This is a genomic window from Streptomyces sp. URMC 124, assembly GCF_051386455.1.
In the GTDB taxonomy this organism is placed as follows: Bacteria; Actinomycetota; Actinomycetes; order Streptomycetales; family Streptomycetaceae; genus Streptomyces.
Genome location: NZ_JBPQTS010000028.1, coordinates 1 through 19,199 on the forward strand (window position 1 = coordinate 1; position 19,199 = coordinate 19,199).

At 72.6% G+C, this 19,199-nt stretch carries 15 protein-coding genes and 1 pseudogene; 5 read left to right on the forward strand and 11 right to left on the reverse strand.

Annotated features, from left to right (window positions below; genetic code table 11):
- Positions 1 to 1,271: pseudogene (locus tag ACSNOG_RS08410) on the reverse strand (lyase); the annotation flags it as partial.
- A 223-nt stretch (positions 1,272 to 1,494) separates the two neighbouring features.
- Here ACSNOG_RS08410 and ACSNOG_RS08415 point away from each other — a divergent pair.
- A complete protein-coding gene (locus ACSNOG_RS08415) occupies positions 1,495 to 2,115 on the forward strand; it encodes a YceI family protein (RefSeq protein ID WP_436751926.1) in 621 nt (206 codons plus the stop codon).
- Positions 2,116 to 2,127: 12 nt separating this feature from the next.
- On the opposite strand, the gene ACSNOG_RS08420 is transcribed toward ACSNOG_RS08415, so the two are convergent.
- Positions 2,128 to 3,651, reverse strand: a complete 1,524-nt coding sequence (locus ACSNOG_RS08420; RefSeq protein WP_436751927.1) for an FAD-dependent monooxygenase — start codon at positions 3,649 to 3,651, stop codon at positions 2,128 to 2,130.
- Between the two features lie 84 nt (positions 3,652 to 3,735).
- Between ACSNOG_RS08420 and ACSNOG_RS08425 the strand changes: the two genes are divergently transcribed.
- Positions 3,736 to 4,368: a TetR/AcrR family transcriptional regulator gene (locus tag ACSNOG_RS08425; RefSeq protein WP_436751928.1), complete on the forward strand. Its 633-nt coding sequence runs from the start codon at positions 3,736 to 3,738 to the stop codon at positions 4,366 to 4,368.
- Between the two features lie 84 nt (positions 4,369 to 4,452).
- On the opposite strand, the gene cimA is transcribed toward ACSNOG_RS08425, so the two are convergent.
- The 4 genes from cimA to ACSNOG_RS08445 form a co-directional block, all read right to left on the reverse strand.
- Entirely contained in the window at positions 4,453 to 6,060 is a 1,608-nt protein-coding gene (cimA, locus tag ACSNOG_RS08430) for a citramalate synthase (protein WP_436751929.1), read from the reverse strand.
- Positions 6,061 to 6,344: 284 nt separating this feature from the next.
- Positions 6,345 to 7,682 (reverse strand): MFS transporter, encoded by a 1,338-nt coding sequence (locus ACSNOG_RS08435; RefSeq protein ID WP_436751930.1) that lies wholly within the window; start codon positions 7,680 to 7,682, stop codon positions 6,345 to 6,347.
- A 168-nt stretch (positions 7,683 to 7,850) separates the two neighbouring features.
- Entirely contained in the window at positions 7,851 to 8,936 is a 1,086-nt protein-coding gene (locus tag ACSNOG_RS08440) for a branched-chain amino acid aminotransferase (protein WP_436751931.1), read from the reverse strand.
- A gap of 194 nt (positions 8,937 to 9,130) precedes the next feature.
- Positions 9,131 to 10,174 (reverse strand): 3-isopropylmalate dehydrogenase, encoded by a 1,044-nt coding sequence (locus ACSNOG_RS08445; RefSeq protein ID WP_436751932.1) that lies wholly within the window; start codon positions 10,172 to 10,174, stop codon positions 9,131 to 9,133.
- A gap of 130 nt (positions 10,175 to 10,304) precedes the next feature.
- Between ACSNOG_RS08445 and ACSNOG_RS08450 the strand changes: the two genes are divergently transcribed.
- Positions 10,305 to 11,933 carry a purple acid phosphatase family protein gene (locus ACSNOG_RS08450; RefSeq protein ID WP_436751933.1) on the forward strand — a complete coding sequence of 543 codons (1,629 nt, stop codon included), beginning with the start codon at positions 10,305 to 10,307 and terminating at the stop codon, positions 11,931 to 11,933.
- Positions 11,934 to 11,971: 38 nt separating this feature from the next.
- On the opposite strand, the gene ACSNOG_RS08455 is transcribed toward ACSNOG_RS08450, so the two are convergent.
- Positions 11,972 to 12,115, reverse strand: a complete 144-nt coding sequence (locus ACSNOG_RS08455; RefSeq protein WP_336014055.1) for a hypothetical protein — start codon at positions 12,113 to 12,115, stop codon at positions 11,972 to 11,974.
- A 367-nt stretch (positions 12,116 to 12,482) separates the two neighbouring features.
- On the opposite strand from ACSNOG_RS08455, the gene ACSNOG_RS08460 reads away from it, so the two are divergent.
- On the forward strand, positions 12,483 to 13,361 hold the full coding sequence (locus tag ACSNOG_RS08460; protein WP_436751934.1) for a phosphatidate cytidylyltransferase: 879 nt from the start codon (positions 12,483 to 12,485) through the stop codon (positions 13,359 to 13,361).
- A 63-nt stretch (positions 13,362 to 13,424) separates the two neighbouring features.
- On the opposite strand, the gene pruA is transcribed toward ACSNOG_RS08460, so the two are convergent.
- Complete coding sequence (pruA, locus tag ACSNOG_RS08465; RefSeq protein WP_436751935.1) at positions 13,425 to 15,056, reverse strand: L-glutamate gamma-semialdehyde dehydrogenase; 1,632 nt, start codon at positions 15,054 to 15,056, stop codon at positions 13,425 to 13,427.
- A gap of 43 nt (positions 15,057 to 15,099) precedes the next feature.
- Complete coding sequence (locus ACSNOG_RS08470; protein WP_436751961.1) at positions 15,100 to 16,026, reverse strand: proline dehydrogenase family protein; 927 nt, start codon at positions 16,024 to 16,026, stop codon at positions 15,100 to 15,102.
- A 245-nt stretch (positions 16,027 to 16,271) separates the two neighbouring features.
- Here ACSNOG_RS08470 and ACSNOG_RS08475 point away from each other — a divergent pair, with 245 nt between their 5' ends.
- Positions 16,272 to 17,504, forward strand: coding sequence for a PucR family transcriptional regulator (locus ACSNOG_RS08475; RefSeq protein ID WP_436751936.1), 1,233 nt, complete (start codon positions 16,272 to 16,274; stop codon positions 17,502 to 17,504).
- A gap of 28 nt (positions 17,505 to 17,532) precedes the next feature.
- Here the strand turns inward: ACSNOG_RS08475 and ACSNOG_RS08480 are convergent, their stop codons facing one another.
- Complete coding sequence (locus tag ACSNOG_RS08480; RefSeq protein WP_436751937.1) at positions 17,533 to 17,736, reverse strand: ferredoxin; 204 nt, start codon at positions 17,734 to 17,736, stop codon at positions 17,533 to 17,535.
- Between the two features lie 22 nt (positions 17,737 to 17,758).
- Positions 17,759 to 18,973, reverse strand: coding sequence for a cytochrome P450 (locus ACSNOG_RS08485; protein WP_436751938.1), 1,215 nt, complete (start codon positions 18,971 to 18,973; stop codon positions 17,759 to 17,761).
- Positions 18,974 to 19,199 lie beyond the last annotated feature (226 nt).

The window sequence follows — 19,199 nt, forward strand, 5'->3', positions numbered from 1 at the left end:
GGCCCACCGCCGACCCGTACCGGATGCCCGGCACCACCGCCTCCACCAAGCCGCTCGCCGACAACGGGGGCGGCGCACGCGGCGGCGAGCCGGGCGAGGTCGGCGACGCCGAGCGAGGGGTCGGCCAGCAGCGGGAGGGCGGTGTCGCGGGCGGCCCAGCCTTTGATCATCGCGTGCCAGCGGGTGCGTTCGGCCGGGCTCGCGCTGCCGGCGAGGAGGGCGACGGCGGCGATGAGGGCGTGGCCGCGCTGGTGGTCGCTCTGCTGCCGGCCGGGGTCGGCGCTCTGCAGGCCGCGGCTGACGGCGCGGCCGGAGACGCTGTCCATGACGAGCCCGTCGTGCACCAGCGGCGCGTACGCCTTCTCGACGCTGTCGTAGACCGTCTGCCGGGCCGGGTCGGTGATCTCCCAGGGGGAGCCGCGGAGGAGGGCGAGGAGCCGGCCGAGTCCGTCGAGCAGCACCTGGCCGTAGGTGCCGGAGTAGGCGACGCGGGTGTGCTGGACGAAGGAGCCGTCGGCGTAGAGGCCGTCGCCGCGGGTCACGTAGGCGAAGACGGGCGAGAGGGCGTCGCGGGCGAGGGCGGTCTTGGCGGCGGAGGCACCCAGGATGCCGCGGAGGGCGACGACGCGGCACAGGTCGACGCGGTTGGCGCCGGTGCTGGTGCCGGTGTAGTCGCCGAGCATCGCGTCGGGGACGAAGTGGTCGACGGCGGCGAGGAAGGCGGTGCGCCGTGCGGCGCCGGCCTCGTCGTGGAGGAGGGTGAGGCCGTCGAGGAGGAGCCGGGGGCTGCCGATCTGCCACTCCCACCAGTTGCCGTAGCGGGTGGTGCCGGGGTGGTAGACGCGGGCGTGGACGTGGTCGAGCCCGGCGAGGGTGTCGGCGGCCAAGGCGGCGTCGCCGGTCAGCCCCGTGCCGGGCTGGGCGTAGGCCTGGGCCATGGTGTGCAGGCGGGCGTAGCTGCGGGTGATGCCGGAGGGCGGGTCGAAGGGGGCGTCGGGCCAGAGCGAGCCGGGTGCCGGGGCGAGGGCGGCCCGGTGGGTGCGGGCGAGTTCTCCGGTGCGGCGGAGCGCGGCGGCGTAGGGCTCGGCGGCGGGGTCGAAGCCGGTGCCGAGCACGAGGCCGCGCCAGCGGGCGCGGAGGGCGGCGAAGGCGGCCTCGTCGCCGGCGCGGGCGGGGACGGCGGTGAGGCCGAGGCCGCCGGCGACGGAGGCGGCGAGGAATCCCCTGCGGCTCCAGGCGGGCGGCAGGGGTGCGGCGGAACCGGACAGCACGGCGGGTCCTCCCCGGGGCGCGTGGTGCGGGACGGTGCGGACGGTGCCGGAGGCACCGTGGCACGGGGCGGGGGGCGTGGCAATGCCCCACGGGCGGCGCCGGCCGGAATTCACCCTCCCCGGGAGGCCCACGGAGTTAGATGTTGAATATTCAACCAGAGCGCGCTACGGTGTTTCCCGAGTCAAGTTGAACATTCAACAACATTCCTCACAGGAGCACACCATGGGCCTCTTCAGCCGCAAGCAGAGCACCGCCGCCCCCGCCGCCCCCGCCCCGCGCGCCGTCGATCCCGCGCTGGCCGCCCTGACCGGCGACTACACCATCGACCCCGCCCACAGCAGCATCGGCTTCACCGTCCGCCACGCCATGGTCACCAACGTCAAGGGCGCCTTCACCGACCACGAGGGCACCCTGAGCCTCGACGGCACCGACCCCTCCCGGTCCACGGCCACCCTCGACGTGCGGATCGCGAGCATCGACACCGGCATGAAGGACCGCGACGCGCACCTGCGCGGCGACGACTTCTTCGACGCCGAGCGCTTCCCGGTGATGCGCTTCCGCTCCACCGCCGCCGAGCAGCTCGGCGGCGACCGCTACCGCATCACCGGCGACCTCACCATCAAGGACGTCACCCGCCCGCTCGCCATCGACCTGGAATTCAACGGCTCGGCCACCGACGTCTACGGCAACGAGCGCGTCGGCTTCGAGGGCGGCGCCGAGATCCTGCGCTCCGACTGGGGCCTGACCTGGAACGCCGCCCTGGAGACCGGCGGGGTGATGGTCAGCGACAAGGTGAAGCTGACCTTCGACATCTCCGCGGTCAAGGCCGCCCCGCAGGCCTGACCCCGTGCGGTGTCACCGGCCGAGGCGCAGCAGACGGTCGACGACCTCGGCGCCTCGGTCCGCACCCGCGCTCAGCGCGATGTGGTTGTCGGGCCGTACGAGCACGAGCCCGTCGCCTTCGACCCCGTACGCACGGCGGGCGTGTCCGGCGGGGTCGTCCCCGTCCTCGACGAGGTGCGCGCGCAGCAGGCCCGCGCACTTCTCCTCCGCCTCCGCGAGGGCCGCCGCGCTCCCCCGGCCGAAGCCGAGCAGGGTGAAGTGCGGTCCGGCGAAGACGTCGAAGAGCCGGCCGTTGCGGCAGGGCGCATCGGGCGCCCGCCCGCCGGCGTTCGCCCCGCCCCATGCCAGCGAGCTCCAGCCGTAGCCGACGCCCAGGGTGGTGACGTCGTCCGTGATCACGGCCTCCGTGCCGACGCCCGCCTCCTTCACGCCCTCGACCACGGCGCGCAGCCGCTCGTCGGTGAGGTTCAGCGTCCAGGCGGCGACGGGCATCCGCTCCTCCTCGTACGTGTCCAGCAGACCCGGCGCGGCGCGGCCGAGCACCACGTGCGCGAGCTTCCAGCCGAGGTTGAAGGCGTCCTGGATGCCGGTGTTCATGCCCAGGCCGCCCGCGATGGAGTGGACGTGGGCCGCGTCCCCGGCGAGGAAGACCCGGCCGGCGCGGAAGCGGTCGGCCATCCGGACGTTGATGCGGTAGGTGGAGAACCAGGTGGGGTCGGACAGCCGGATGCCGGCGTCCCGGGAGCAGCGGTCGACGAGCCGCTGGAACGACTCCAGCGTGGGCGCGGCCAGCCGCCCGTCGGCATCGCGCTCGGAGATGCCCTGCAGCTGCCAGTGCGGGCTGCCGGGGAACGGGCAGAGCATGACCGCCGCGTCCTCGTCGAACCACTGGTGCCAGTAGGCGGGGTCGAGCCCGTCGACGCGGACGTCGCCGACCACCATGCACTCCTCGGCGTCGGTCGCGCCCTCGAAGCCCACGCCCAGCGCCTTGCGCACGGGGCTGTGGCCGCCGTCGCAGCCCACGAGGTAGGCGGCCTCAATGCGCCGCCCGTCGGCGAGCGTCGCGACGACGCCGTCCGCGCCCTGGGTGAACCGGGCCAGTTCGCAGCCTCGTTCCGGCACCACGCCGTATTCCGCCAGCTTGTCGCGCAGGATCTCCTCGGTGCGCCACTGGGGCATCAGCAGGCCGCTGGCGTACGGCATGGCGGGCGTGGGGGTGCGGTCCGCGAACGTGACGGTGTCGGCGATCGCGACGCCGTCGCGGTACTTGCGCAGGGTGATGTGCTCGGTGCCCGAGGCGGCCGCCTCGGCTTCCACGCCGAGGTCGTGGAAGAGCTCGCGGCTGCGCTGGTTGAGGCCCTTGCCGCGCGAGGCGCGGTGGAACTCCCGGGACTTGTCGATGATCCGCACCGCCGCTCCGGCACGGGCGAGGGTGCAGGCGAGGGTGAGTCCGGTGGGCCCGGCGCCCACGATCAGGACGTCGGTGGCCGTGGTCGTGGCAGGGGTCGTCGCGTCGGCGGCGCTGGTCGTCGTCATGTCTTCATGAAAGACCGCCGGAACAGAAAACGCAACCGAGTAACAAAAGATTCTTGGTAACGACTGTTCTGCTAGGGTGGCACCGTGACCGAGGAGACCGGGCTGCGGGAGCGCAAGAAGCAGCGCACGCGCCAGACACTGTCCGAGACCGCCATCGCGCTCTTCCTGGAGCGCGGCTTCGACCGCGTGTCGGTGGCCGAGGTGGCGGCGGCCGCGGAGGTGTCGAAACCGACGCTGTTCCGCTACTTCCCCGCCAAGGAGGACCTGGCCCTCCACCGCATCGCCGACCACCAGGGAGAGGCGGCGCGCGTCGTGCGCGACCGCGAGCCGGGGACGGCGCCGCTGGCGGCCCTGCGCGCCCACTTCCACGCGCGGCTCGACGACCGCGACCCCGTCACGGGGCTGTGCGACGTCCCCGCCGTGCTCGCCTTCCGGGACATGCTCTACTCGACGCAGAGCCTGCAGGCCCGCCTCGTGCACTACGTGGCCGAGGACGAACGGGCGCTGGCCGAGGCCCTGGCGGAGGCGGGGGCGGACGAGGTGACGGCGCGGCTGGCGGCGACGCAGGTGATCGCCGTCCACCACGTCCTCGCGCGGGACAACTGGGCGCGCCTTGCGGCCGGGAGCATCACCGATGCCGTGCTGGCCGCGGCCCACGCCGACGCCGAGCGGGCGTACGACCTGCTCGGCGCCGGGCTGGCACCTCAGGGGCTGTGACGCCCGTGGCGCCTGTGCGGCCTCGGCGGCCTTCTTCGACGGCTGCGGCGCGCCCCGGCTGCGCTCCGGGGCGCGCCGCCCGGCTCACTCCAGCGGCTCCACGCCCGCCCGCAGCAGCCCGTACGCGTAGGCGTCGTCGAGCGCCTGCCACGAGGCGGCGATGACGTTCTCCGCGACGCCCACCGTCGACCACTCGCCGCGCTCGTCGCTCGTGGAGACCAGGACGCGCGTGATCGACCCCGTGCCGCGGCCGCCCTCCAGGATGCGCACCTTGTAGTCGGTCAGCTTGAGCGCGGCCAGCTGCGGATAGATGCGCTCCAGCCCGACGCGCAGCGCACGGTCCAGGGCGTCGACCGGGCCGTTGCCCTCGGCCGTGGCGACGATGCGCTCGCCCTTGGCCCACAGCTTCACGGTGGCCTCGTTGGCGTGGATGCCGTCCGGCCGGTCCTCGACGATGGCCCGCCAGGACTCCACCCGGTAGTAGCGCCGGGCGCGCCCCTCGGCCTCCTCGCGCAGCAGCAGCTCGAACGAGGCGTCGGCCGCCTCGTAGGTGTAGCCCGCCAGCTCGCGCTCCTTGACGCGCTCCACGACGCGGCCGATCAGCTCCCGGTCGCCGCCGAGGTCGACCCCGAGCTCCTTGCCCTTGAGCTCGATGGAGGCGCGGCCGGCCATGTCGGACACCAGCATGCGCATGGTGTTGCCGACCCGCTCGGGGTCGATGTGCTGGTACAGGTCCGGGTCGACCTTGATCGCGGAGGCGTGCAGCCCCGCCTTGTGCGCGAACGCCGAGACGCCCACGTAGGGCTGGTGCGTGGACGGCGTGAGGTTGACGACCTCGGCGACGGCGTGCGAGATGCGCGTCATCTCGGCGAGGGCCCCGGCGGGCAGGACCCGGCGGCCGTACTTGAGCTCCAGGGCGGCGACGACGGGGAAGAGGTTGGCGTTGCCGACGCGCTCGCCGTAACCGTTGGCGGTGCACTGCACGTGCGTGGCGCCGGCGTCCACGGCGGCGAGGGTGTTGGCGACCGCGCAGCCGGTGTCGTCCTGCGCGTGGATGCCGAGGCGCGCCCCGGTCGCCTCGATGACCTCCCGCACGGTCGCGCCGATCTGGGCGGGGAGCATTCCGCCGTTGGTGTCGCACAGCACCACGACGTCGGCGCCCGCCTCGTGCGCGGCGCGGACGACCTGGAGGGCGTACGGGGCGTTGGCCCGGTGGCCGTCGAAGAAGTGCTCGCAGTCGACGAAGACGCGCCGGCCGTGCCCGCGCAGGTAGGAGACGGTGTCGCGCACCATGGCGAGGTTCTCGTCGAGCGTGGTGCGCAGGGCGAGTTCGACGTGGCGGTCGTGGGACTTGGCGACCAGGGTGATCACCGGGGCGCCGGAGTCGAGCAGGGCGGCGACCTGCGGGTCGTCCTCGGCCCGCACGCCGGCCTTGCGCGTCGCGCCGAAGGCGACGAGCTGCGCGTGACGGAAGGCGATCTCCTCCCGGGCGCGCTGGAAGAACTCGGTGTCCCGGGGGTTGGCGCCCGGCCAGCCGCCCTCGATGAAGCCGACGCCGAAGTCGTCCAGGTGCCGGGCGATGGTCAGCTTGTCCGCGACGGTGAGGTTGATGCCCTCGCGCTGCGCGCCGTCGCGCAGGGTGGTGTCGAAGACGTGAAAGCGATCGTCGGGGCCGTCGGTTGCGTCCGTCATGCTGCTCTGACTCCTGTGAGGATGTCGGTCTACCGGAATTACCCGTTCCACCGTCCCCATGCTTCACCCTCGCCCTGCGTCCTCCGGCGTGGGGTGGTCCGGAAAACGCAAAAACCTCTCGCGGGTGCGAGAGGTCTGCGCGCGGGTCTGGGACGACGGTGTCCGCTCCGTACGGGGTGGTACGGGGCGGTCACTGCGGACCGGCGCGCCTGCTGCCAATAATCATGGCGAACGGGAGCATAGGTGCATCCTGGCACACGCCGGGTCCGCGGTGCGGGCGGGTCTCAGGATGCGGGCACCTTGGCCGCCTCCGGCTCGCCCTGGGGCGCGCCGGCCCCCACCCGCTTGAGGTCGATGTCGCGCGTCTCGCGCATCGTCAGATAGACGACCAGCGACACCGCGGCGCAGCCCGCCACGTACCAGGAGAAGCCCGATTCGATGCCGCCCTTCTTGAACCACAGGGCCACGTACTCGGCCGTGCCGCCGAAGAGCGCGTTGGCGACGGCGTACGGCAGGGCGACGCCCAGCGACCGGATGCCCGTCGGGAACAGCTCGGCCTTCACGCACGCGTTGATCGAGGTGTAGCCGGTGACGACGACGAGGGCGAGCAGCGACAGGCCGAGGGCCGGCCAGAACGAGCCGGCGTGCTTGAGCATCGTCATGATCGGCACGGTGAGGAGGGTCGAGCCCACCGCGAAGGTGATCAGCAGGGGGCGGCGGCCGATGCGGTCGGAGAGGGCGCCCGCGAGGGGCTGCAGGCAGGCGAAGACGATCAGCGCGCAGAAGCTGACCAGGGTCGCGGTCTGCTTGGGCAGGCCCGCGCTGTTGGACAGGTACTTCGTCAGGTAGGTGGTGTACGTGTAGTACGCGACGGTGCCGCCCATGGTGAGGGCGATGACGAGGAAGGCCTCGCGCTTGTGCCGCATGAGGGCCCGCACAGTGCCGCGCTCGGCGGCCTGCTCGGGGCTCTCCCCGCCGCCCTCCGCCGTGGCCTCCGTGTACGCCTCCGTCTCCAGCATGTTGCGCCGCAGGTAGAAGATGACGGCCGCCCCGAGCGCGCCCACGACGAAGGGGATGCGCCAGCCCCAGCTGTGCAGCTCGCCGCTGGAGAGGGTGTGCTGCAGCACGATCTGCAGCCCCAGGCCGAGGATCTGCCCCGCCGTCATGGAGACGTACTGGAAGCTGGAGGCGAAGCCGCGGCGGCCCGGCGCGGAGGCCTCCGTCAGGTACGTGGCGCTCGCCGCGTACTCCCCTCCCACCGACAGGCCCTGCAGCAGCCGGGCGACGAGGAGGACGGCGACGCCTCCGTAGCCCGCGACCGCGTAGGTGGGGGCGACGGCGATCAGCACGGCGGAGGCGGACATCAGGCTGACGGTCAGGGTGAGCGCGGCCTTGCGGCCCTTGCGGTCACCGACCCGGCCGAGCAGCCAGCCGCCCACGGGGCGCATGAAGAAGCCGACGGCGAAGATGCCGGCGGTGTTCATCAGCTTCGCGGTGTCGTTGCCCGCGGGGAAGAAGGCGCCCGCGAAGTACGTCGCGAACGACGCGTAGACGAACCAGTCGAACCACTCGACCATGTTGCCGGCCGAGCCGACCCAGATCTTCTTCCAGTGCTGTCCCATGGTCGATCACGGTGGCGGAACGCACGGGGCCGGACAAGGGTCCGGGCGGCAACGATCATGCCTACTTGCGTGCGTTGCGTTCACGGCGGAGAGCCGGGCGGCGCGACCCGGCCCCGTGCGGACGTCCGTACGGGGCCGGGTCGGGGGCACGCGCGCGTGCGGTCGGCCTCAGCCCAGGCGGTGCATCCAGCCGTGGGTGTCCTCGGCGGCGCCGGTCTGGATGTCGAGGAGCGCCTTGCGGAGCTTCATCGTGACCTCGCCGGGCCGGCCGTCGGCGACCGTCCAGCCGTCACGGGCCGACTTCACGGTGCCGACCGGGGTGATGACGGCGGCGGTGCCGCAGGCAAAGACCTCGGTGAGGGTGCCGTCGGCGCAGCCGTTCTTCCAGTCGTCCACGGAGATGCGGCCCTCGGAGACCTCGTAGCCGAGGTCGGCGGCGATCGTCATCAGCGAGGCGCGGGTGATGCCGGGGAGGAGCGAGCCGGTGAGCTCGGGGGTGAGGATCTTGTCGCCGTACACGAAGTACAGGTTCATGCCGCCCATTTCCTCGATCCAGCGGCGCTCGATGGCGTCCAGCCAGACGACCTGGTCGCAGCCGTGCTCCATGGCCTGGGCCTGGGCGACGAGGGAGGCCGCGTAGTTGCCGCCGGCCTTGGCGGCGCCGGTGCCGCCGGGGCACGCGCGCACGTACTCCTCGCTCAGCCAGACCGAGACCGGCTTCACGCCGCCGGGGAAGTAGGCGCCGGCGGGGGAGGCGATGACCACGAACATGTACTCGTTGGCCGGGCGGACGCCCAGGCCCACCTCGGTCGCGAACATGAACGGGCGCAGGTACAGCGAGGCCTCGCCGGAGCCGGGCACCCACGCGTTGTCCTGCTTCACCAGGGCGTCGCACGCCTCGATGAAGGTCTCGACGGGCAGTTCGGGCATCGCCAGGCGGCGTGCGGAGGCCTGCAGGCGCTTGGCGTTCTCCTCGGGCCGGAAGATGGCCACGGAACCGTCGGGCTGGCGGTACGCCTTGGCGCCCTCGAAGATCGTCTGCGCGTAGTGCAGCGTCATGTTCGCCGGGTCGATCGACAGCGGCGCGTACGGAACGAGCTGGCCGTCGTGCCAGCCCCGGCCTTCCGTCCACTTGATCGTCACCATGTGGTCGGTGAAGTGGCGGCCGAAGCCGGGGTTGGCCAGGATCTGCTCCCGCTCCGCGTCCGACAGCGGGTGCGAAGAGGGCTTGAGCTCGATCGTGGGCGTCGTCATGAGTGCGTGTCCTTCACCTTTGTGTGTGGCGGACCGCGAGCTCGCCCCGTCCCTGACGGTGTCAGGGCATCCGAGCTTCCCCTCATGCCGCGGCCCCACGTTCGATTATCGCTCGTGGGGCCGTGGACGGAAAACGTGCGCGCGGCCCGGGTCGATGGTCGCACCCCACCGCGCGCTGAGTCAGCGGCTGGGGGCTAGCCGGCTACGCGCCGGGCGAGGGCGTCTCCGGTCTCGTCCGTCGAGCGCGGCGCGGAGCCGGCACGCTCGGCGAGGTCGTCGGCGACCGCCGCCTCGATGCGGGCGGCCTCGGCGTCGTACCCGAGGTGGCGCAGCAGCAGGGCGACGGAGAGCACGGTGGCCGTCGGATCGGCCTTGCCGGTGCCCGCGATGTCGGGCGCGGAGCCGTGCACGGGCTCGAACATGGACGGGAACGCGCCGTCGGGGTTGATGTTGCCCGAGGCGGCGAGGCCGATACCGCCGGTCACGGCCGCGGCGAGGTCGGTGAGGATGTCACCGAAGAGGTTGTCGGTGACGATCACGTCGAACTGCTCGGGGCGGGTGACCATGAAGATGGTCGCCGCGTCCACGTGCAGGTAGTCGGTGGTGACCTCGGGGTACTCCCGGCCGACCCGGTCGAAGGTGCTCTTCCACAGCTGTCCGGCGTAGACGAGGACGTTGTTCTTGTGGACGAGCGTCAGCTTCTTGCGGGGGCGGGACTGCGCCCGCTCGTAGGCGTCGCGTACGACGCGCTCCACGCCCAGGGCGGTGTTGACGCTGACCTCGGTGGCGACCTCGGCGGGGGTGCCGGTGCGCAGGGAGCCGCCGTTGCCGGTGTACGGGCCCTCGGTGCCCTCGCGGACGACCACGAAGTCGATGTCGGGGCGGCCGGCCAGCGGGGTGGCCGTGTGGGGGAAGAGCTTCGAGGGCCGCAGGTTGACGTAGTGGTCGAAGGCGAACCGCAGCTTGAGCAGCAGGCCGCGCTCCAGGACGCCGGCGGGCACGGAGGGGTCGCCGATCGCCCCGAGCAGGATCGCGTCGTGGCCCTTGAGGGAGTCGAGCACGGCGTCGGGCAGGATCTCGCCGGTCGCGTGGTAGCGCCGGGCACCGAGGTCGTACTCCTCGGTCTCCAGCTTCACGTCGGAGGGGAGGACCGCCGAGAGCACCTTGAGGCCCTGGGCCACGACTTCCCGGCCGATTCCGTCACCGGGGATCACTGCGAGGCGAATGCTGCGAGACATACCGGGACCGTACTCCCCCGTCCCGCTGGATGACACACTCCGTCCAGGATGCGGACAGATTGCGCTCCAGTCAGGTCACGTTCAACCAAAGCCCGCAACGAAGCCGGCGCTTCCTGGCACGTTGTCCGTCATGGACACACCACGCGTAGGCATCCCCGAGCACCTCGCGGACCGCATGACGATGGCCGAGCAGCACGCGTACCTGCGGGCCCGGCTGTCCCGGCCCCTCACCCGGCGCGGCGTCCTGCGCGCCGGCGCGGTCACGGCCGGGGCCGCGGCGGGCACGGGCGTCCTGGGCGGCGGCGTGCGGGCGTACGCCGGTCCGTCCCCCTCCCCGGCCCTGCTGGACTCCCCCGCCACCGCGCGGGTCGACGGCAGACACGTCGCGCCCTTCGGCCGGCACCTGGCGTTCGGCGCCGACCCGCGGACGCAGATGCGGATCTCATGGCAGGTTCCGTTCGCGGTGAAGCGGCCCTACGTGCGGGTGGGGCACGCGCCGTGGGACCTCGGCGTCAAGCTGCAGGCCGAGGTGCGCACCCTGCACACCCCGCCGCTGTCGAAGAAGCTCCCCGCCGTCGACCAGGTGTACCTGCACGCGGCGCTCGACAACCTGCGCCCCGGGCGGACGTACTACTACGGCGTCGGCCACGACGGCCACGACCCCGCCGACCCGCGCCACCTCGCCCGCATCGGCACCTTCCGCACCGCACCGGAGCGGCCCGAGAAGGGCGGCAAGGCGGAGAAGTTCACCTTCACCGCCTTCGGCGACCAGGGCGTCGGCTACCAGGCCCTCGCCAACGACCAGCTGATCCTCGGCCAGAACCCCGCCTTCCACCTGCATGCGGGCGACATCTGTTACGCCGACGACAGCGGGGCGGGCAAGCCCAGCGACGTCTACGACGCGCGCGTGTGGGACCAGTTCCTCGCCCAGACGGAGCCGGTGGCCGCGTCCGTGCCCTGGATGGTGACCACCGGCAACCACGACATGGAGGCCTGGTACTCCCCGAACGGCTACGGCGGCCAGAGCGCCCGCTGGTCCCTGCCGCGCAACGGCTTCGACCCCGCGCACGCCCCGGGCGTCTACTCCTTCCTCTACGGCAACGTGGGCGTCGTCGCCCTGGACGCCAACGACATCTCCTACGAGATCACCGCCAACACCGGCTACAGCGACGGCCGGCAGACCGCTTGGCTGGACCGCCGGCTGGGCGAACTGCGCCGCACGCGCGGCCTGGACTTCCTCGTCGTCTTCTTCCACCACTGCGCCTTCTCCACGACCAAGGCGCACGCCTCGGACGGCGCGGTGCGGGAGGCGTGGCTGCCGCTCTTCGAGAAGCACGGGGTCGACCTCGTCATCAACGGCCACAACCACGTCTACGAGCGCACCGACGCGCTCCGCGGCACGCGCGTGGGGCGGGAGGTCCCCATCGGCGGGACCGCCGACTCCACGCGCGACGGCATCGTCTACGTGACCGCCGGGGGCGCCGGGAAGGCGCTCTACGACTTCCCGGTGCCCGACAGCTACGAGGGCCACGTGCGGGACCTGGAGAGCGTGGAGAGCTACTTCTGGGAGGAGGGGCGGGTCAAGCACCCGGAGACGGTGGAGTGGTCGCGCGTGCGCTACACCGGCTTCTCGTTCCTCGCGGTCGAGGCCGAGCCGGCCGCACGGGGCCGCCGCCCGCGGCTGCGGGTGACCGCGCTGGCGGAGAACGGCGCGCGCATCGACCACTTCGACGTCGTCCGCCCCGCGCGGCTGCGCTGAGAGCGCGCCTGCCGGCCCCTCGGGAGCCGCGCGGGCCCTCAGTGGCCGGTCACGCCGCCGTTGTCCCGGCGGTCCAGCGCCCGCTGGAGTGCGGCGGCGGCGTTCATCCGGTCGATCGTGCGGTCGGTGCGGTCGGCCGTACGGGCGATGCGGCGGGTCCTGCGGACGGCGGTTCCGGCCATGGGAGTCACGTCTCCTCTGCTGCGTCTGCGGGAAAGGGGCACCGGCTGCGGGGCCCCGGGAACGGTGGGAAGAGCGCCGGAGGAAGGGGCGGGGGCCGGGGTGCCGCAGGGATCGCCTGCGCTCGCGCACGGGGCCGCAACCGCTTGTCGCTCGATGGAGCGCACGTTCGGCTTCTTCCACGCTAGGACAGCTGTACCGCGCTGTCTGCACCATTACTCGGGCTTCCTACTATCTGAGACGGCGGCGTGCACGGGGCGCCCCGGCAGCCACGCCCGTCGCGCCCGGCAGGGGCTGAGCAGAGGCTGAGCAGGGGTTCGCGTACCCCGCCTGTCCGGGGCCCCTCCCCGTGCGGCGAAAGTGGGGCCCATGAACACGCTGTACACGAGCGACGTCCTGCCCCGCGTCATACCCGTGGTCTCCGGGGTGCTCGCCGCGGGCGGCCTGGTGGTCGCCTGCCTCCCCGCGCGCGTGGCGATGCGCCGCGAGTTGCGGCGCCGCTGGCTGACCTGCGCCGTGGGAGGCTCCCTCTTCCTCGGGGCGATGTTCCTGCACGAGCTGGGGGCGACGGTCCTGGTCTGGCTGGCCGGGCTGGTCGCGGTCGGCGAGTACGCGCGGACGGCCCGCCTGGGGCGGGGCGAGCGGGCGGTGCTGCGCACGGCGGTGGTCCTCGTGCCGCTGGCGGCCCTGCTGGAGCGCTGGCGCCTCGCGGACTCCCTCGGCCTGCCGGCCTTCGCCCTGCTGACCGTCGCCGGCGTACTGCCCGCGGTGCTGTCGGACGACACCGCACGGGGCGGCGAACGCGCGGCCCGTACGGTCTTCGGCCTCCTGTGGATTCCCGTCGCCCTGACCGGACTTGTGGTCCTGGACGGCACGGCGGTCGCGGTCGCCGTGGCGGTGGCCTTCGGCGACGTGGGCGCGTGGTGCGCCGGCAAGCTCCTGCGGCCCCTCGGCGGCGCCCTCGCCCGCCCGCTGTCGCCCCACTCTCCCGCCAGGACGTGGGCGGGCGTGCTCGGCGCGGGCATGGCCGTGGCCGCGGGGCTGGAGGCCGCGGGGGCCTTCACCGTCACGCTGTGGGCCGCGGTCCTGGCCGGCGGCGTCCTCGGCGGCCTGCTCGGATCCCTGCTCAAGCGCGAGGCGGGCGTCGAGGAGACCGGCACCTGGCTGCTGCCGGGCTCCGGCGGCCTCCTCGACCGCATCGGCTCGCTGCTTGCGGCCCTGCTCCTGGCAATGGTGGTGACGCTGTGACAACGCACCCTGCCCCCGGCCGGCCGAGAGGCCGTCCGGGGGCAGGGTGCGGTGCGGGAACCGTCAGCCCATGTGCGGGTAGCGGTAGTCGGTCGGGGCGACCAGGGTCTCCTTGATGGAGCGGGTCGAGACCCAGCGCGTCAGGTTGGACGCGGCACCGGCCTTGTCGTTGGTGCCGGAGGCGCGGCCGCCGCCGAAGGGCTGCTGGCCGACCACGGCGCCGGTCGACTTGTCGTTGATGTAGAAGTTGCCGGCGGCGAAGCGCAGCTTGGCCATGGCGTCGGCGGCCGCGGCGCGGTCGTTGGCGATGACGGCGCCGGTCAGCGCGTAGGCCGAGACGGACTCCATCTGGGCGAGCATCGCGTCGAACTCGGCGTCCTCGTAGACGTGGACGGCCAGGATCGGGCCGAAGTACTCGGTCGTGAAGACCTCGTTCTCCGGGTCGGTGCACTCGATGACGGTCGGGCGGACGAAGTAGCCCACCGAGTCGTCGTAGGTGCCGCCGGCGACGATCGTGCAGGACGGGTCGGCCTTGGCGCGGTCGATCGCGGCCTTGTTCTTGGCGAAGGCGCGGTCGTCGATGACGGCGCCGATGAAGTTCGACAGGTCGGTGACGTCACCCATGGTGATGCCGTCGACCTCGGCCGCGAACTCCTCCTTGAAGCCGTCCTCCCAGATGGAGCGGGGGATGTAGGCCCGGGAGGAGGCCGAGCACTTCTGGCCCTGGAACTCGAAGGAGCCGCGGGTCAGGGCGGTCTTGAGGACGGCGCGGTCGGCGCTCGGGTGGGCGACGACGAAGTCCTTGCCGCCGGTCTCGCCGACCAGGCGCGGGTAGGACTTGTAGTTCTCGATGTTGTTGCCGACCGTCTTCCACAGGTGCTGGAAGGTCTTGGTCGAGCCGGTGAAGTGGATGCCCGCGAGCTCCGGGTGGTTCAGGGCCACCTCGGAGACGGCGATGCCGTCGCCGGTCACCAGGTTGATGACGCCCTTGGGCAGGCCGGCCTCCTCCAGGAGCTGCATGAGCAGCACGGCGGAGTGGGTCTGCGTCGGGGACGGCTTCCAGACGACGACGTTGCCCATGAGGGCGGGGGCGGTCGGCAGGTTGCCGGCGATGGCCGTGAAGTTGAACGGCGTGATCGCGTAGACGAAGCCCTCGAGCGGGCGGTGGTCGCTGCGGTTCCACACGCCGGTGGAGTTGGCGACCGGCTGCTCGGCGAGGATCTGGCGCGCGAAGTGCACGTTGAAGCGCCAGAAGTCGACGAGCTCGCAGGGGGTGTCGATCTCGGCCTGCTGGGCGGTCTTGGACTGGCCCAGCATGGTGGAGGCGGCCAGCGTCTCGCGCCAGGGGCCGGAGAGCAGCTCGGCGGCGCGCAGGATGATCGCGGCGCGGTCGTCGAAGGACATCGCGCGCCAGGCCGGGGCGGCGGCGAGGGCGGCGTCGATGGCGTCCTGCGCGTCGTCCTGAGTGGCGTTGTTGAAGGTGCCGAGGACGGCGGCGTGGTTGTGCGGCTGGACGACCTTGAACGGCTCGCCGCCGCCCATGCGCTTCTCGCCGCCGATGGTCATCGGCAGGTCGATCGGGTTGGCCGCCAGCTCCTTGAGCTTGGCCTCGAGGCGGGCGCGCTCGGGGCTGCCGGGGGCGTAGCCGTGGACCGGCTCGTTGACCGGGGCGGGGACCTGGGTCACAGCGTCCATGGGTTCCGTTTCTCCTTCGGGGCTCTGCGGGGGATGTCGGGGGTCAGCCCTTGGTGAGGATGGACCGGGCGAAGAACAGCAGGTTCGCGGGCTTCTCGGCGAGCCGGCGCATGAAGTAGCCGTACCAGTCGGTGCCGTACGCGGTGTACACGCGCATCCGGTGGCCCTCGGCGGCCAGGCGCACGTGCTCCTCGCTGCGGATTCCGTACAGCATCTGGAACTCGTACTCGTCGAGCTTGCGGCCCGCCTGCCGGGCCAGCTCCTGTGTGATGGCGATCAGACGCGGGTCGTGCGAGCCGATCATCGGATAGCCCTCGCCCGCCATGAGGATCTTGATGATCCGGACGAACGCCTTGTCGATCTCTGCCTTGTCCTGGTACGCGACGGAGGCGGGCTCCTTGTACGCACCCTTCACGATACGCACCCGGCTGCCGGCGGCGGCCAGGCGGCGGGCGTCGTCCTCGGTGCGGAAGAGGTACGCCTGGATGACGCAGCCGGTCTGCGGGAAGTCCTTCCGCAGCTCCTCGTGGATGGCGAACATCGAGTCGAGGGTCGTGTGGTCCTCCGCGTCCAGCGTAACCGTGGTGCCGATGGCGGCGGCGGCCTCGACGACGGGGCGGACGTTGGCGAGGGCGAGCTCATGGCCGCCCTCCAGGGCTTGGCCGAACATGGAGAGCTTGACCGACATCTCGGCCCTGGCGCCCAGGCCGAGCTCCTCGAGCCGGCCGATCAGCTGCAGGTAGGCGTCGCGGGCGGCGTGGGACTGCTCGACGGTGGTGATGTCCTCGCCCACGACGTCCAGGGTGACCTCGAGGCCCTTGGCCGCGGCGTCCTTGACGATCGGGATGACCTGGTCGACGGTCTCGCCCGCGATGAAGCGGTCGACGACCTGCTTGGTGCCCGGGGCAGCCGACACGAAACGGCGCATCTTGTCGCTGCGCGACGCAGCGAGGATCACGGGACCCAGCACGGGCACCTCCACGATGACGGCCGTCCCCACCTGGGGGGACGGCATAAGGAACTCATCGTGAAAACTAGAGATCACCCCGATCCTGGACCATCGACAGCTGTCACGCATCCGTGGCCCGGATCTCAGACAGATGGATGACAATGGTGACCTGTACATAGAACCTTGGGTCGAATTCGGGCCAAAATGACTCGCCGGCGGTGGGCCGGGCGGGCCGCACGAAGCGGGGGAAGGAGCGTGGCGGAGCCATGCGCGGCGACTATCAGCACCTCGTCGACGAGATATCGGCGGCGCTCGGCGCGCCCGCGACGCTCGAGGACCGCGACTTCGTCCTGATCGCCTTCGGCGCCCACGGCGGCGAGGACGACCTCGACGTGATGATGGACCCGGTGCGCACCCGCTCGATCCTGCAGCGGCGCTCCACGGCGGCCGTCCGGGCGTGGTTCGAGGCGTTCGGCATCGCGCGGGCCCAGGCGCCCCTGCGGATCCCGCCGGACCCGGCGGCGGGGGTCTTCAAGGGACGCATCTGCCTGCCGGTGCGCCACCGCGGGGTGGTGCACGGCTACGTGTGGCTGCTGGACGACGAGCACCTGGCCGGCCTGGACCTGAGCGTCCCCCACGCCGATCCGCGGCTCGCGCAGGCCATGGAGACGGCCGCCAGGATCGGCGAGCTGCTGGCTGCCGAGGCACGGGCCGGCGCGGAGCTGGGCGAGCTGCTGCGCGAGGTCCTCGCGGGGCGGCCCGCGGGGCGCGACGCGGCGGCCGCGGCGCTGCGCGAGGCGATGGGCCAGGCGGCCGACGGGCCGTTGGGGCTGGTCGCGGTGGCGCCCTGGGCGCTCGGCGAGGGCGAGCACGGCGAGGGCGAGGCGTCCGCGCCCGACGGCGTGGGGTCGGCGCTGGCGGGGCAGTCGGGGGTGGCCGCCCTGTGCACCGTGCCGGATCCGCTGCCCGACGGTTCGGCTGCGCTGGCCGCCCTGGTGCGGCTGCGCACCACGACGGCGATCGCCCCGGCCCGCCAGGCCGCCGAGCGGCTGCTGCGCTCCCCGCGCGCGGGGGCGGGCGCCGCCCGGCGCGGCACGGCCGGCCTGGGCGCCCCGCGCCGCGGTCTCGCTGAGCTGCCGGAGGCCTGGCGCGAGGCGCTGGCGGCGGCCCGGGCGGCGGCCGCGGAGCCGCGCCTGGGGCCGGTGGCGGAGTGGGGCGAGATCGGCCCGTACCGCGTGCTGGCCGCCCTGCCGGCCGGGGCCGCCGAGGACACCTCGGTCCGCCCCCTGCTGGCCCCCGCCCACGCGGAACTGGCCCGCACCGCCGAGGTCTTCCTCGACTGCGCGGGCCAGGCGGGCCGCACGGCCGCGGCCCTGGGCATCCACCGCCAGACGCTCTACTACCGCCTGGCGCGCGTGGAGCAGCTCACCGGCCTCGACCTGGACGAGGGCGAGGGGCGGCTGCTGCTCCACATGGCGCTGAAGGCCTCCCGCCTGTAGCGCCCGCCCCCGCGCACGTGCGGGCCCGCTAGTCCTCCTCCACGGTGATGGCCTGGACGGGACAGGCGCGCGCCGCCTCCTTGACGAGCGGGTCGCCCCCGCCGTCCTCGCGGCCCGTGCGGACGAGGCCGAAGCCGTCGTCGTCCTGGTCGAAGACGCTCGGTGCGGTCAGCACGCACTGGCCCGCGCCGATGCAGACGTCGGAGTCGATGGAGACGCGAAGAGAACTCATGGCGGATTCCGTTTCGACGGGCTCACCAGGCGACCGGGAGAGCGAAGAGACCTTGCAGGGTGTCGCCGGGCTTGACGGGCACCTCGCCGGGAGCAACGGCGAGGTGCAGGCCCGGGATACGGGTGAAGAGCGCGGACAGGGCGATCTCCATCTCGGCGCGGGCCAGGTTCTGCCCCAGACACTGGTGCACGCCGTAGCCGAACGCGACGTGGTGACGGGCCGAACGGCGTACGTCCAGGGCGTCGGGGTCGGCGTAGGCGCCGGCGTCGCGGTTGACCACGGACGTGCCGATCATGATGCCGTCGCCGGTGCGCACGGTCCGCCCGCCGATCTCGATGTCCTGCGTGGCGACCCGTATCAAGCCGTCGGCGATGGAGAGGAAGCGCAGCAGCTCCTCCACGGCGGCGGGCATCAGTTCGGGTTCGGCACGCAGGGCGGCGAGCTCGTCAGGGTGTTCGAGGAGGGTGTACACGCCGAGGGAGATCATGTTGGACGTGGTCTCGTGGCCGGCCACCAAAAGGAGCAGCGCCATCATGACCAGTTCGTCGCGGTCGAGCTGGCCGTCGGCGAGGCGGTCGGCAATGAGCTCGTCGAGGAGGCCGTCCCCGGGCGCGGACTTCTTGCGGTCGATGAGCCGGTGGAGGTAATCGCGCAGGTCGTCGCGTGCGGCGGTGGCCTCCTCGGCGGTCGGCGCCGCCAGCATCCGCCGGGAGCACGCCTCGAAGAAGTCGTGGTCGTCGTAGGGGACGCCGAGCAGGGTGCAGATCACCATGGACGGCACGGGCAGGGCGTACGCGGAGACGAGCTCCGCGCTGTTGCCCTTGGCGAGCATGGTGTCGATGAGGCCGTCGACGATGGTGCGGATGCGGGGCCGCATCGCGGCGGCCCGCTTGAGGCTGAAGCGGGGGATCAGCATGCGGCGCTGCCGGGCGTGCTCGGGGTCGTCCACACCGAGGAGCGGGATCACCACCGACGCCTGGTTCTCGGCCCGCGGGGCGAGCACGGGAAAGGCCGGATTCTGACGGTTGGACGAGACGCGGGGGTCCGTGAGCAGGGCGCGGGCCTCGGTGTGGCCCGTCACCAGCCACACCACGCGTCCGTCGTACAGGGTGACGCGCGTCAGCGGCCCGCGGGCGGCCAGGTCCTGGTGGCTCGCGGGCGGCTGATAGGGGCAGGTGCGGTCGCTGGGGAAGGAGGGTGCCGATGAGGTGGTGGGCTGGATCCCGGTGTCGGTCATGTGCTTCCTTCCAGGCGTTCGGACTGTTGTCCTCTACATCCGGTTCATCCAGTCCAAGCCTCTTTCGGGGAAGGGGCTACGAGCAATCCGGCCATATTGCGCACAACGTCTCACAAGCCCCCGCATTCGGGCCGTGGCCACACCTTTGCCGCCTTCGGGCCGCACGGCCCGCCCCGTGCGGCCCACCTCGCTCAGGCGGCCCCGAAGACTTCCAGCAGACGGGTGA